This window comes from Alcaligenes sp. 1735tsa3, from assembly GCF_024134565.1.
Taxonomy (GTDB): domain Bacteria; phylum Pseudomonadota; class Gammaproteobacteria; order Burkholderiales; family Burkholderiaceae_B; genus Alcaligenes; species Alcaligenes phenolicus.
This window is the reverse complement of record NZ_CP099862.1, coordinates 2,067,558-2,082,124: the sequence shown is the minus strand read 5'-3', so window position 1 is coordinate 2,082,124 and position 14,567 is coordinate 2,067,558. Positions and strand designations below refer to the sequence as shown.

General features: G+C 54.9%; 12 protein-coding genes and 1 riboswitch. Of the genes, 7 read left to right on the top strand and 5 right to left on the bottom strand.

Annotated features, from left to right (window positions below; translation table 11 throughout):
* Positions 1-156: 156 nt before the first annotated feature.
* From fmdA to NIZ92_RS09580, 7 genes are all read left to right on the top strand, one after another.
* Positions 157-1,356 (top strand): formamidase, encoded by a 1,200-nt coding sequence (fmdA, locus tag NIZ92_RS09610; RefSeq protein WP_021446607.1) that lies wholly within the window; start codon positions 157-159, stop codon positions 1,354-1,356.
* 57 nt (positions 1,357-1,413) lie between these two features.
* Positions 1,414-1,701, top strand: coding sequence for an FmdB family zinc ribbon protein (locus NIZ92_RS09605; RefSeq protein ID WP_009453884.1), 288 nt, complete (start codon positions 1,414-1,416; stop codon positions 1,699-1,701).
* Between the two features lie 241 nt (positions 1,702-1,942).
* Positions 1,943-4,189, top strand: coding sequence for a TonB-dependent siderophore receptor (locus NIZ92_RS09600; RefSeq protein ID WP_277614408.1), 2,247 nt, complete (start codon positions 1,943-1,945; stop codon positions 4,187-4,189).
* A gap of 209 nt (positions 4,190-4,398) precedes the next feature.
* Positions 4,399-5,157 (top strand): sulfate reduction electron transfer complex DsrMKJOP subunit DsrO, encoded by a 759-nt coding sequence (gene dsrO, locus NIZ92_RS09595; protein WP_035273177.1) that lies wholly within the window; start codon positions 4,399-4,401, stop codon positions 5,155-5,157.
* A 9-nt stretch (positions 5,158-5,166) separates the two neighbouring features.
* The gene (gene nrfD / locus NIZ92_RS09590; protein ID WP_060185042.1) at positions 5,167-6,198 is read left to right on the top strand and encodes an NrfD/PsrC family molybdoenzyme membrane anchor subunit; all 1,032 of its coding nucleotides are present in this window, start codon (positions 5,167-5,169) and stop codon (positions 6,196-6,198) included.
* A gap of 37 nt (positions 6,199-6,235) precedes the next feature.
* Positions 6,236-9,361 (top strand): tetrathionate reductase subunit A, encoded by a 3,126-nt coding sequence (locus NIZ92_RS09585; protein WP_254003180.1) that lies wholly within the window; start codon positions 6,236-6,238, stop codon positions 9,359-9,361.
* Between the two features lie 497 nt (positions 9,362-9,858).
* Complete coding sequence (locus NIZ92_RS09580; RefSeq protein WP_254003179.1) at positions 9,859-10,392, top strand: AAA family ATPase; 534 nt, start codon at positions 9,859-9,861, stop codon at positions 10,390-10,392.
* 206 nt (positions 10,393-10,598) lie between these two features.
* On the opposite strand, the gene NIZ92_RS09575 is transcribed toward NIZ92_RS09580, so the two are convergent.
* The 5 genes from NIZ92_RS09575 to NIZ92_RS09555 all read right to left on the bottom strand — a co-directional run bounded on the left by NIZ92_RS09575 (position 10,599) and on the right by NIZ92_RS09555 (position 14,561).
* Complete coding sequence (locus NIZ92_RS09575) at positions 10,599-11,234, bottom strand: riboflavin synthase (protein WP_035273187.1); 636 nt, start codon at positions 11,232-11,234, stop codon at positions 10,599-10,601.
* Positions 11,234-11,401: a hypothetical protein gene (locus tag NIZ92_RS09570; RefSeq protein WP_157664295.1), complete on the bottom strand. Its 168-nt coding sequence runs from the start codon at positions 11,399-11,401 to the stop codon at positions 11,234-11,236. Before NIZ92_RS09570 ends, NIZ92_RS09575 begins: the two co-directional genes overlap by 1 nt.
* Positions 11,386-11,530: riboswitch (FMN riboswitch) on the bottom strand. Its footprint overlaps the gene before it by 16 nt.
* Positions 11,531-11,587: 57 nt before the next feature.
* Positions 11,588-12,337, bottom strand: coding sequence for an SDR family NAD(P)-dependent oxidoreductase (locus NIZ92_RS09565; RefSeq protein WP_254003178.1), 750 nt, complete (start codon positions 12,335-12,337; stop codon positions 11,588-11,590).
* Between the two features lie 152 nt (positions 12,338-12,489).
* Positions 12,490-13,782, bottom strand: a complete 1,293-nt coding sequence (locus NIZ92_RS09560; RefSeq protein WP_035273191.1) for an LLM class flavin-dependent oxidoreductase — start codon at positions 13,780-13,782, stop codon at positions 12,490-12,492.
* The gene (locus NIZ92_RS09555; protein ID WP_254003177.1) at positions 13,779-14,561 is read right to left on the bottom strand and encodes a 3-oxoacyl-ACP reductase; all 783 of its coding nucleotides are present in this window, start codon (positions 14,559-14,561) and stop codon (positions 13,779-13,781) included. The genes NIZ92_RS09560 and NIZ92_RS09555 overlap by 4 nt, the downstream gene beginning before the upstream one ends.
* Between the last annotated feature and the right edge of the window lie 6 nt (positions 14,562-14,567).

The window sequence follows — 14,567 nt, the reverse complement described above, 5'->3', positions numbered from 1 at the left end:
ATTGACTCACTTAGGAATTTATTTATTGGCATAAAAAAACATATAAACCCGCATATCCACACATTTTGACCGTGCCTGTTCAGTCGTGTTAATTGTGTCGCCAAGCGCATTAAAAGCGCCGTTGTGCTGACCTCGCACACATTATTCGGAGAACACATGCAGCATATAAAAATCAAACCCGGCGCACCCCTGGCCGAGCAAGCTGAAATCGGGCACAACCGATGGCACCCTGATATTCCAGACCTGACCAGCGTGAAGCCTGGCGAGGAAATGATTCTGGAGTGCATGGACTTTCTGGACGCCCAGATCAAGAACACGGACAGCGCCAACGACGTACGCGACGTTGACCTGACCCGCGCTCACCCACTGACGGGCCCCATCCACGTAGAGGGTGCTGAGCCAGGCGATATTCTGGTGGTGGATCTGCTGGACATTCGCGCCATTACTCCTGTCGGTTTCTCCGGCATTTTTGCCAAGGAAAATGGCGGTGGCTTTTTGGCCGAGCATTTTCCCGAAGCCGACAAGGCCATCTGGGACCTGCATGGTGTTTACGCTACCTCGCGTCACATCCCTGGCGTACGCATTGCGGCCATGATGCACCCCGGGCTGATTGGCACCCTGCCCTCGCACGAACTGCTGCGCGAGTGGAACCGCCGTGAAGCCCTGCTGGTGCCCAAGGGCCACGCCAACCCGCCCGATGCCAAAACCGCTGTATTGCGCGGCGTTAAAGGGGCCGAGTTTGACCGCATGGCGGCTGAAGCTGCCCGTACCGTGCCTCCACGTGAGCATGGCGGCAACCTGGACATCAAGAACCTGACCATTGGCTCGCGGATTTACTTCCCCGTCTATGTGAAGGGTGCTGGCCTGTCCATGGGCGACTTGCACTTCTCCCAGGGCGATGGCGAAATCTCTTTCTGTGGTGCCATTGAAATGGACGGCGCAGCCCACCTTGGCTTTGATCTGATCAAAGGTGGCATGGCCAAATACAATCTGACCGCGCCTATCTATGTTCCAGGCCGCCACGATCCCAAGTACGATCAGTGGATGCACTTCACGGGCATCAGCGTGGAAGAAGGCGTCAACTATTACCTGGATTCTACGGTTGCATACCGTCAGGCCTGTTTGGCGGCGATTGATTACATCAGCCGCACCACTGACCTGTCGCGTGCGCAGGCCTACATGCTGCTGACAGCGGCGCCGGTTGAAGGCCGTTACGGCGGTGTGGTGGATCTGCCTAACAGCTCCGCTTCTCTGGCATTGCCTACCGGTATTTTTGATACCGATATCCTGCCCAAAGGTGCCTTGAATGACGCGGCCCGTTTTGGCCGTCCAGGCACACGCTGTAACTTGACCTGATCAGTCTCTGGCCCTGGCTTCGTCTCGGAGTCAGGGCTTGCTTTACTCGGATTTGCCATGCCTTTGTACGACTATCTTTGTAATCATTGCCTGCAACGCAGCAGCCATTTGCGCAGCATTGCCACCCGCAACGATCCCCAGACCTGCCCTGCTTGTGAAAAAGGCAGCCTCTTGCTGCAACTGAGCGCACCACGACGCCTGTTCAGCAAAGCCAGTCCTACGCGCGGTCTGACGCCTCAACAAGCTTTGGCGGGCAATAATGTGACCGGGCCCGGCACTCGTTCCAGCACCCGGAATTCTGTCATCCATACCTGTATGGGCCCTGGCTGCAGCGTTTGCGCCTAAATACAATCAGCCCCTTTGCAGCGCAAGCTGTCAGCCTTGACAGGCCGCAGCTTTAACGTCGGCGGACGTAGTTCTGGCTGAATTTGCCCAGACGGATGTGTTGGTTTTACGAGATTCACGCTCGGTAACATGAAACATTCTGTTTATAATCAAGAATCAATCTCATTATTACTGGGTGTTCATTATGTCGGTGTCCTCGTCTCTCGCCGCTAAGCGCCAGGTGCCTAGCGGCGTATCTTTTATGCCTTTAAGCAGTCTGGCAGTGGCTTTATTGTTGGCCTTTCCCTATCAGACGCAAGCGCAAGAGGTCGAGGAGCTGGACCGCATCGTGGTCAAGGCCGAGCAGGAGCTCAAGCAGACCTTGGGCTCTTCCATCATTACCGCCGAAGACATCCAGAAGTCCCCTCCCGCCAACGATATCTCCGAAGTTCTGCGCACCATGCCGGGCGTGAACCTGACGGGTAACTCGGCCAGCGGCCAGCGCGGTAATAATCGCCAGATCGATATTCGCGGTATGGGCCCGGAAAACACCATGATTCTGATTGACGGCAAACCCGTCAGTTCACGTTCTGCTGTGCGTTTCGGCTGGCGTGGCGAACGTGATTCGCGTGGGGATACCAACTGGGTACCTGCCGAGCAGATCGAACGCGTGGAAGTGCTGCGCGGCCCGGCGGCCGCTCGCTACGGCAACGGGGCTGCGGGCGGTGTGGTCAACATCATCACCAAGCCTACGACAGACAAATTCCAGGGCACCTACTCCTTGTATGGCAACTTGCCCGAACATAGCGATGAAGGCGCCACGCGACGCATGAGCTTTGGCTTGAGCGGCCCGATCAGCGAATCTTTGTCCTTCCGTTTGTACGGAAACCTGAACAAGACGGATTCGGACGATCCGGAGATCAATAAAGGACACCAGACCGAGCGTGGTGGTGCCAATGCGAACAGCTTGCCTGCTGGACGTGAAGGCGTACGTAACAAGGACATCAATGGCTTGCTGTCCTGGCGTCCTGATAGCCGCCAAACGGTGGATCTGGAGGCTTCCTATAGCCGCCAAGGCAATATTTATACGGGTGATACTCAAAACACGAATACCAATGACGAGGTCAAACGCCAGTTGGGCGATGAGACCAACAAGATGTACCGCCAGAGCTATTCGCTGACGCATCGTGGGGACTGGAACGATAAGACGAATACACTGAGTTATTTCCAATACGAAAAGACGCGTAACTACCGTATTTTGGAAGGTCTGGCTGGTGGCACTGAAGGCGCTTTCAATGATCCTCTGCGCGTGAAAGATGGTGGTTTTGGGACTATTGACCTGACCACGATGACGGCGCATACCGAATTGAGCCATCAGTTCAAAACAGGAAGTATCGAGCAGTACGCCACATTTGGTCTGGAGTGGGTCGGGCAGGAATTGAACGATAAATCTTCTGATTTGGCCGCACGCAACCCAGAAAAGGTTCCGAGCAGCCCTAGAAGTTATAAACCCAAGGCACGTGCGAATATTTATTCGGTTTTTGTCGAGGACAATATTTATGCCACAGACAAGACAACTGTGACCCCAGGGCTGCGGTTTGACTACCACGATATACATGGTAGTAATTGGAGCCCTTCCTTGAACTTGTCACATGCCGTGACCGATAACTGGCTATTCAAAGCAGGTATCGCACGAGCTTACAAGGCACCCAACTTGTATCAAAGTAACGATGGCTACACTTTGTATAGCGCAGGCAATGGGTGTTGGGGAAATACAGGTGCGCCTAATGTTGTAGAGGCTGGGTGTTTTCTCCAGGGTAATTCGAACCTGAAAGCAGAAACCAGTCTTAATAAAGAGCTTGGTGTTGAGTATGTGGGTGATGATGGCTTGGGAGCTAGCCTGACTTACTTCCACAACGATTACCGCAACAAAGTGGAAGCGGGGCGTTTTGCACAGTCCAGTTTCTGGGATATGAACAGGGATCAATTGGTCCTGCAATGGGAAAACATTCCCAAAGCCGTGGTATCCGGTCTGGAAGGTAACCTGACATTGCCATTAGCCGAGAACTGGCTGTGGTCCACCAACTTTACCTACATGATCGAGTCCAAAAACAAGACCACAGGTGAAGCGCTCTCGACCATTCCCAAGTACACCATCAACACAACGCTGGACTGGAACGTGAACGCCGATTGGTCTTTACGCGCCAAAGCAACCTTCTATGGCGAGCAAAAACCGCCTAAATATGATTTCTACGGTCAGCCTCTGACAGGTTCTGCTACCGACAAGGTCTCCCCTTACGCCTTGTTTGGCTTGAGCACGCAGTACAAGATCAACAAGCATTTCCGCATCAATGCAGGAGTTGACAACCTCTTTGACAAACGCCTGTTCCGTCGCGGCAATGCGATCGGTGTGAACCTGACTAACGCCAACTATATTTACGGCGCCGGAGCTCGGACGTTTAACCAACCCGGCCGCACTTTCTTCCTGGGCTTAAGCGGAACGTTCTAAGCGGTTTTATCCACAACTCAGGTATATAGCGCCCCTCCCTTTCCTGGAGGGGCTTTTTTTTGTGCCTGAAAAATACAGCCGAGCGTCAACATTTCAACCTTTAAATGTTCTTTTTGACCTTCATCAAGACCGGAACTTTGTATTCTTCATATGCTTATAACTACAAATAATGTAAATGGGTTCAACCCAAGCATAGAAAAGGAAAACACATGATTCCAAGCGCCGAGCCCAAAAAGGGCAAGCGACGTTTTCTTAAGGAATTGCTGGGCCTTAGTGCCGGGGCCACGATTATTCCTATTCAGCCTGTTCAAGCTGCCATGAACAGCCAGCCTCCACGACGTAGCGGTGGGAAAGATGGGGCCCGCTACGGCATGGTGGTTGATCTAAGAAAATGTATCGGTTGCCAAGCCTGTACGGTCAGCTGTTCTATTGAAAATGCACCCCCTATCGGGCAGTTCCGTACCACGGTTCTGCAATACGAGGTGCTCGATGAACAGCAGCAGGCGGCCATGCTGAGCCTGCCACGCCTCTGTAACCACTGCGACAACCCGCCCTGTGTGCCGGTCTGTCCTGTGCAGGCGACGTTCCAGCGCGAAGACGGGGTGGTGCTGGTCGACAACGAACGATGTGTCGGCTGTGCCTACTGTGTTCAAGCCTGTCCTTACGATGCCCGTTTCATTAACCATGAAACACAAACCGCCGACAAGTGCACCTTTTGCGAGCACCGCCTGGAAGTGGGCTTGTTGCCCGCCTGTGTGGAAAGCTGCGTCGGTGGCGCGCGCGTCATTGGCGATATGAACGATGAAACCAGCACGATTTCCCAGTTGCTCAAAGAGCACAAAGAGGAAATCCGCGTACTCAAACCCGGCATGAATACCAACCCGCATGTGTTCTACATCGGTTTGCCGGACGAGTTCGTCGATGGTGTGGATGGTCAGGCCAGTGTGCGTCTGACCAATCAGTTCTAAGGGGCCGCTATGTCTATTATCGAAATTCTGACCCCCGCCTATGAAGTTGCCTGGTTACCTTGGGCGGTCCAATATTTTTTCCTGGTCGGTATGGCCGCCACCAGCACCGTATGGGTGTGGCGTTGCGCATGGTCCAGCGATAGCGCCTTGCGTCGTCTGGAGCCCGCTCTGATGATTGTGCTGCTGTGCAGCAGCATTGCCGCTCCCGTGTCCTTGCTGGCTGACTTGCACCAACCCGGCCGCTTCTGGCATTTCTACGCCCATTTCACTCCCTGGTCGTGGATGTCGCTGGGTGCTGTGCTGCTGCCCCTGTTCGTGGGGCTATCCATGGCCAACGTGCTGGCCTGGTGGTTGAACAAACGTGTCCTGTGGCGCTGGTTGAGCCTGGCTCTGCTGGTTTCGGCCTTGTCGATTCTGGTTTACAGCGGTTTTGAAGTGATGGTGCTGCGTTCACGTCCCTTGTGGAATACCGCATTCCTGCCTATCAACTTTGCCTTGACGGCTGCTCTGGCCAGCCTGGGTGCCATCCTGCTGGTGGCTCGCCTCTTGCCCGGTGGCGTGGCCAATCTGCCGCTGGAATACGTACGCCGCTGGTCTTTGGGGGTGGTTCTGACCTTGATCGTCGTGGCCCTGTTCTGGGTCGGCTCCGGTCTGATGGGTTACAGCCATTCTTTCGGTTCGGCCTGGGAACTGTTCCAGAGTTACCCCGTATGGCGTTTGGGCTTCCTGGGTTCTTCCGCGTTTGGCTTGCTGTTGCTGTATATGCTCAGCCGTCCAATCGGCACCCTGCAAGGCAATCTTTATAGCTTGTTCTGTGCGGCTTTTATGCTCGGCTCTGCCTGGGTGTTTCGCTGGATTATTTTCATGGCGGTACAAGGAGTGCCTAAATACGGTGCCGGTTTGTACCTCTACACCATGCCCTTAGGCAGCGATGGTCTGCTGGGGATGCTGGGTGTGCTGGGCTTGTGTATTGCCTTGCTCGCCGCCAGCACCACCCTGCTCTCTCTGTTCCCGGCCCGCCGTTCGTCTTTGACGGCCTAGGCCCTACAGACTCACTAGCTTTCAGGTACTTATCGTCATGAGCAAGAAAAAAGAAACCCCTAACCTGTCGCGTCGACAGGTATTGACCCGCGGCGGTGCTGCTGTGGGTGGTCTGGCTGCCTTTGCGGCTGGTTATAGCGACACGGTAGTCAAGGCGGTCCAAGGTCTGGGCCAAGGTACAGCCGGTGTGCCAACCGCACACGCAACCCGTGGCAACTCCTTGCAGGCTGAATTCCGTATTGATCCGATCACGGGTCTGCTGGATACGCAGCCCGGCCAGATTGTGAGCCCGTCCAGTTGCCTGGGCTGCTGGACGCAGTGTGGTGTGCGCGTACGTATTGATACGGAGAACAACAAGATTCTGCGTATCGCCGGTAATCCTTATCATCCTTTGGCAACCACGCAGTCTGCTCCCATGGAGCAGCCCGTACGCGAGGTTTACGCCATGCTGGGTGGTGAGAATGGCTTGGAAGGCCGTGCCAGCGCCTGTGCCCGCGGCGCTTCCATGCTGGAACAGCACAGCAGCCCTTACCGGGTTCTGTCGCCGTTGAAACGCGTCGGCCCCCGTGGGTCAGGCCAATGGGAGCGCATCAGTTTTGAACAATTGATTGAAGAGGTCTGCGAAGGCGGCGATCTGTTCAAAGAAGGTCATGTCGATGGTTTGCGTGCGATTTGGGATCACGAAACCCTGATTGACCCGCAAAACCCCGAGTTCGGTCCATTGGCCAACCAGTTGTTGTTCACGGATGCCGCGAACGAAGGCCGTACGCCACTGGTCAAACGCTTTGCCGAGCAGGCTTTTGGCACGATCAACGTCAGCAACCACGGTTCTTACTGTGGTCAAAGCTTCCGTGTTGGTACAGGCGCTGCCATGGGTGACATCAAAGGTATGCCTCATGGCAAACCCGACTGGAAAAACGCCCGTTTTGGCCTGTTTATTGGTGCAGCACCGGCTCAATCCGGTAATCCCTTCCAGCGTCAAGGCCGTGAGCTGGCAGAAGCCCGTTCGCGTCCTGAAAACACCTTCAAGTACGTGGTTGTTTCCCCGATCTTGCCAACGTCGTCCAGCCTGGCCTCGGGTAGTGGCAACCGCTGGCAGCCTGTTCTGCCCGGCACTGACTTGTCCCTGGTCATGGGCATGTTGCGCTGGATTCTGGAACAAGAGCGTTTTGATGCAGAACACTTGTCCCTGCCCCATGCGCCTGCGGAGCAGGACGAAAATACCGCTTCCTGGACGAACGCCAGCCATTTGTTGATTGCGGATCCTGAGCATCCAGGTTTTGGCCGCTATTTGCGCGGTACAGACCTGGGTTGGGAAGTAGCTGAAGGCACTGAATCGCCCTTTATTGTTCAGGACGAACAAGGCGAACTGCGCGCCCATACCGATCTGGATCGCGCGACGCTATTTGTCGACCGTACCGTTGAGCTGGAAGGCAAGGATGTACGCGTCTGTACTGCGCTGAACATGCTGCGTGAGCGCAGTCAGGAAAAATCCATTGCCGAATACGCCAAAGGCTGCGGCATGGACGAAGAAACCCTGATCGAACTGGCCCGTGAATTTACCAGCTACGGTCGCCAAGCCGTGGCTGACGCACACGGCGGCACCATGAACGGTTCCGGTTTCTACACGGCTTACGCGATTGCCATGTTGAATACCTTGGTGGGTAACCTGAACCTGAAAGGCGGTTTGGTGCTGGATGCGGGCCCATTTGGTCCTTTTGGCCCCGGCCCACGCTACAACTTTGCTCAATTCCCCGGAAAAGTGACGGCCAAAGGCGTGTCTTTGTCGCGACATCGCTTCGCTTACGAAAAATCCAGCGAATTCAAGCGCCGCCAAGCGAATGGGGAAGCGTTGTACCCCGCTCCTGCTCCTTGGTACCCCGCTGTAGGTGCCTTGAGCAGTGAAATGATTGCATCAGGCCTGAATGGCTATCCATACACCAGCAAAGTGTGGATCAACCACATGAGCAACCCGGTCTATGCGATTGCTGGCTTTAAAAATGCCTTGCTGCACAAACTGAAAGACCCTGCGGTTCTGCCCTTGTCGATTTCGGTTAATCCCTTTATCAACGAAACCAATGCCTACGCAGATTACATCGTGCCAGACACGGTGACTTACGAAAGCTGGGGTGTTTCGGCACCTTGGGCTGACGTGATCGCCAAGTCCTCGACCTTGCGCTGGCCTGTGGTAGAGCCACGAGTGGATCGCACGGCTGACGGTCAGCCTATCAATCTGGAAAGTTTCCTCTTTGCAGTAGCCTTGCGTCTGGAATTGCCTGGTTTTGGTAAAGGTGTTCTGAAAGACAAGGCAGGCAATGCCCACGACTTGCTGCGCGCCGAGGATTTCTATCTGCGGGGCATGGCCAATATTGCCTTTGGTGCTGGCCGCCCGGTTGGCGACGCATCCGACGACGATATGCGCATCACCGGTGTGGATCGTCTCTTCCCTGATCTTCAAGCGCGTTTGCATCCTGAAGAGCAGCGCAAAGTGGCGATGTTGTTGACACGCGGTGGCCGATTCGACCGAATCGAAAACGCCTGGAAAGGAAATCAGCTGAAAAATCGCTATAGCAATGCTTTGCAGATCTGGAATGAAGACCTGGCCAAGATGCGTCACACCATGACGGGTGAACGTCTTAGTGGTTGCCCTACTTGGTACCCCACTCGTTTGGCTGACGGCAGCCCAATGCGCGAGCATTTCTCGGAACAAGAGTGGCCATTGCTGATGAGCTCCTACAAATCCAATTTGATGAGCTCCATGTCCATCGGGATGTCCCGCCTGCGCCAGGTCCACCCGCACAATCCGATTTCCTTGAATCTGGATGATGCAAAGAACATGGGCATCCGTAACGGCGATCGTATTCGTGTCAGCACACCAGGTGGTGCGGTTGAAGGTGTTGCTTTGGTGCGTGGCGGTATTATGCGCGGGGCCATTGCAATCGAACACGGTTTTGGGCATACCGAACTGGGTGCGCGTTCGCACCAGATTGATGGTGAGGCCATGCCTCACCTGAACGATCTGGCTGCAGGTGTGAACCTGAACGAATTGGGTTTTGCTGATCCAACCCGTGGCAATGGCCAGGACAACGTTTGGATTGACTGGGTTTCTGGCGCTGCCGTGCGCCAAGGCCTGCCAGCCAAGGTAGAAAAGCTGTCGGCTTAAAAGCGCCCCCTCTTTCAAGAGGTTTTTGAAAGATAAGAACGCCGATTGTCCTTTGGATGATCGGCGTTTTTCTTTGCTTGCTTATGGATGTATGGAGGCTTGTTTGTTCAAAGCTCCGATTTGGTTTTGAAGCAAGTCCTTGGTGTGAATGCGTGGGAACAAGAGTATGAGAACAGGAATGCTCTCTATCGCTGTGCTTCCCTCTGATGTCGCATCAATAAGCAAGCCGATGGTAAGTAAATTCGCCCTCTTCTTGTTGAAGACCATTTTTTCAATGAGAAAAACTCCTTTCCGTTAATTGCATTTTATTATTTTCAAGTCGGGCTGGTCACTAGCTGGCTGAGTGTGGGAGTATGGAAATGCAGAAATACGCTAAACTTGCACAATCTTCGCGGGTATCTGCTCCAGACTTCCCCACCCTACATCCCTACATCCGGCTTCAGTTTCGGGGCTTGAACACGCCTGTACAAGTCTTCACCTTCTACTGACCTACTCTTATGAACCCTTTTGTCCTTCTCTCCGGCTGCTCTGGTGGCGGCAAATCTACTTTGTTATCCGAGCTGCAAAATCGTGGCTATACGGTTATCCAGGAACCTGGGCGACGTATCGTGCAGGAACAACTGGCCAGCGGTGGCTCTGCCCTTCCCTGGCTGGATATGGAGGCCTTCCTGAATGAAGCGATAAAGACCGCGCAAGATGACTATTGCAGCGCTCCGAAAGATGGTGGCTGGGTGTTTTTTGATCGAGGCTTGATTGATGCGGCCGCGGCTTTGCAGGAATTAAAGGGAACGCCACTGCTGGATGAACTCAACAAGACCAGCCCTTATCATTCACAGGTATTTTTAACGCCGCCCTGGCCTGAAATATACGAGGCTGATCCAGAACGTCGTCACGATATGAACGCTGCTTTGCGTGAGTATGAGCGCTTGAAGCGTGTTTATCCCCTACTGGGATACCAAGTGAGCCTGCTGCCCAAAACAAGCGTAGAAAAGCGTGCTGATTTTGTCTTGAAGACGCTAACTCAAGTGTGAGTACTGCTTTGTTATGCAAAGTGCCGATCACTAGAGGGGTCATGCTCACACGGCTCTGTACTCCGCTTTCGGGCTGCGTTTCACTCCAGGCTTTGTCCACAAGCCCCAAAACATCCAGTACCGCAACAGAGACAGTAAAAGCCCCGCATAAAAAAGAGCCGCCAGTCTTAAAACTGACAGCTCTTTTTACTTCATTTAGGCGTCAATCAGCCTTTCAAACCAGGCATCACACGTGTCAACGTGCCTGCAACCGTACGCTCCAGCACATCGACCAACACAACCGTCTGCTGATCCACTTCGATATTGAGCTTATCGCCCGTCTTGTAGCGGGAGAACGTCGTCTGGCGCAAGGTTTCGGGAATCAGGTTGATGGTCACAACACCGTCTTCCACATCCGCCACAGTCAAGCTGCAGCCATTCACGCCCAGAAAACCACGCGGAAACACGTATTTCGCCCAATCTTCCGGCATCTGAAAACGTAGGCGATTACCGGCCTCGGTAATGCTCAGTTCCAGCACTTCAGCCGTCGTTGCGATATGGCCAGCCATCACATGGCCGCCAATTTCCTCGTTCAACTTGGCCGATCGTTCGATATTGACCAGATCACCCGTTTTGAGTGTGCCCAGATTTGTGCGCTCCAGCGTGACGGGAATCGCATCAAAGGTGACTTTAGGGCCAGAAATGCTGGTCACGCTCAGGCATGTGCCTTCCACGCTGACACTGGCACCCAGTTGCAGATCCACCAGCAGCTCGTCAGTGAAGTCGATTTCAAACTCGGTACGGCCCAGCTCGGCCTTGACCGCAGTAAGAGGACGAACTGCTTTAACAATTCCGGTATACATCAGCACGCTCCTTCGCAGAATTCATGCAAAAGACCAACGGCTAATGCAGGGGAGATTTTCAGGTTTTTCATTTGAACGCATCCTTGATTAAACAATGCGTCCTCCGGGCAACAATAAAACACGTCGCTGCCTTGATCACAAGGCAGCGATGCTTCATCTTCTTTCATCCGGACTCTGACCGTCGGCCCAGGTTTCTCACCTGATCTGCTGACCTTTCCCTGGCGGAAAGCGCTCGCGGGCTGGGGAGTAGCTCCCTTACCGCCGGTGGGGAATTTCACCCCGCCCTGAAGACGTTTGCAGTGTAAGACCGGAGCCCAAGTCTAATCAAGCCAGACCCGCGCCGGTCGCCACGTTTAAGCCTTGCGATGCACGCTCAAACCTGCAAAGCTTTGCGCCACTGGCATCAACTCGATGTAGTTGACGTTCATATGGGCAGGCGCATTCATGATCCAGGCAATGGTATTGGCGATATCGTCAGGCGTGAGCGCATCCACGTTCTGGTACAGCGCTGCGGCTTTGTCTTTATCGCCCAGACGCACAGTCGAGAAGTCCGTACCGGAACACAGGCCAGGAGCCACGGTAGAAACACGAACTGCGGTACCTGACAGGTCGGCGCGCAGGTTCAGGCCCAGTTGATGCACAAAAGCCTTGGTAGCACCATACACATTGCCGCCTGCATAAGCGTATTCGCCCGCAGTCGACCCCAGATTAATGATGTGGCCTTGATTGCGCTTGACCATACCCGGCAGCAAAGCGTGCGTAATGTGCAGCAGCGCGCTGATATTGGTGGCCACCATGGTGTCCCACTGATCCATCTTGGCGTCTTGCGCCTTGTCCACGCCCAGTGCCAGACCGGCATTATTGATCAGCACATCAATATTGGGAAAACGAGCTGTCAGATCAACCAGCACCGCTTCTGCTCGCGCACGATCGGTCAAATCCACGCTGACCGGTACAAAACGCTCGCCCAGCTCGGCGGCCAGGGCATCGAGCTTGTCCTGGCGACGCGCCAGACCCAGCACGGTGTGTCCTTCAGATACCAATTTACGGGCAAGCGCAGCCCCAAACCCTGAGGAGGCCCCGGTGACAACGGCGGTTTTCATAGTGCGATCCCTATACAGCTCGCTGCTCGTTAAGCAGGCGACAATTAAAGCATTAAGGATAGCAAACTTCAGGAACTTCGTAGCCTCTTCACCCTAGGGAAAAAGCGGACAAATCCGTCTATGGAAATGCCCGCTTTTTTCTTGCCCTGGCATCAGGCGGCAGGCCGCTCCAGGCCCAGGTGGCCGCGCAGGGTTGCATGCTCGTATTCCTGACGGAACAGCCCGCGTTTTTGCAGAACCGGAATCACCTGCTCAACAAAGTCACGAATGCCATTGGGCAAGGAAGGCGGCATCAGGTTAAAACCATCCGCGCCTTCGTTGCGCCACCATTGCTCAATCTGATCCGCAATGGACTCCGGCGTACCGACCATGGTGCAGTGACCGCCGCCAGCAGCGATTCGGCCCAGCAACTGGCGCACTGTCGGTTTTTCCATTTCCACAATGCGCAGCATGGTGGCATAGCGCCCTTTGGGGCCTTTGAAGCTTTCCAGTGGCGGCAGTGGTGGCACTGGCGCATCCAGCTCCCAATTCATGCAGTCCTGGCCGACAAACATGCCCAGCTGACGCAAGGATGTCTCGGCGGGTAGCAATTCGTCCAGCTCTTGCTGCTTGCGGCGCGCCTCTTCCATGGTGGAGCCCACATAGGTCACCAAACCCGGCATCACGGGCACATCCACGCCACGGCCCGCTTCACGCACGCGTCGTTTGATATCGCGGTAATAGGATTGGGCCGAGGGCAAATCATAAGCCACAGCGTAAATAGCCTCCGCTTTGCGCGCGGCCAAATCACGGCCTTGCTCAGAAGCACCTGCCTGAAACAGCACCGGCTGGCCTTGCGGCGAACGTGGCAAGGTCAAGGGCCCATCCACCAGGAAGTGATCGCCCTTATGCAGGATCTGGCGAACCTGATCCACTTTGGCGTAATCGCCCTTTCTGTCCATGACCAAAGCACTGTCGCTCCAGGAGTCGAACAGTTGCAATGCGGTATCGACAAACTCTTCAGCCCGCGCATAGCGCCAGGCATGATCGGGCATGGCTTCGTAGCCGTGGTTACGCGCTTCCGAGTCAAACATGGATGTCACCACGTTCCAGCCCATCCGCCCATTGGATACATGATCCAAAGAGCACAACATGCGTGCCGCCACAAACGGCGTGTAGAAGGTACTGGAAACGGTACTGATTAAACCGATACGTTCGGTGGCTCGCGCCAGCGCAGCCATCATGGTCAAGGGTTCCAGAAACCAGCGCGGACCATCGGACACGTTATCGCTGGACTGACCATCGGCAAAGAAAATAGCGTCCAGCTTGCCGCGCTCGGCAATCTGGGTCAGCTCTTCGTAAAACCGGACATCGCCTAAACGTTCGACCTGAGAATCGGGATGGCGCCAGGCTGCTTTGTGGTGCCCGCAGCCCATAATGAACAAATTGAAATGCAGCTGTCTCATCCGTTTTTCACCAGTCCACCGTCAACAACCAGATTCTGTCCTGTTACGGCACGCGCCCACGGACCGGCGAAGAACAAGGCCGCATCGGCAAATTCCTCGGGCGTGGTCACGCGGCGCAAGGGTGTGCTGGCCGCAATCAAGTCAAACACCGCTTCGGGCGTGGCCGAGGACGCGTCAGTTGTGCGCAGCAAACCACCGGAAATCATGTTCACGGTAATCTGATCGGGCCCCAGATCGTGCGACAAGGTGCGTGTCATGGACAACAAGGCCGCCTTGGCCGCGGTGTAATCGTGGTAAGGCACCACGGGGTTCTGAAACAGGTTCGTGCCGATATTGATAATGCGGCCAAAACCGGCCTGCTTCATGCCCGCCAACGCAGCCTGCGTTGTATTCAAGGCACCGCCCACAATGCCTTCCAGCTGCTGGTTCAGCTGCGTCCACGTCAAGGTATCGGCATGGGGACGGGCATCGCCATTGAAGGAGAACTCGGGCAAGGCGTTATTGACGACGGTAGTGATGGGCTGGCCAAAGTGCGCCTGCGCCTTGGCAAACAAGGCTTGTACCGAAGCCGCATCCGTCACGTCCGCCTGCACGGCCAGACATTGCTGCGGAAATTCGTCCGCCAGCGACTGAGCGGCTGCTTCACTTTTCAGGTAATTGATCACAACTTTTGCGCCCTGGCCTGCAAAGGCGCGTACCAGGCAAGCCCCCAGGCCGCGTGCGCCGCCGGTGACCAGAACAAGTTGTTGAGAGAGTTCCGAGACGTGTTCCACAGACATGACATT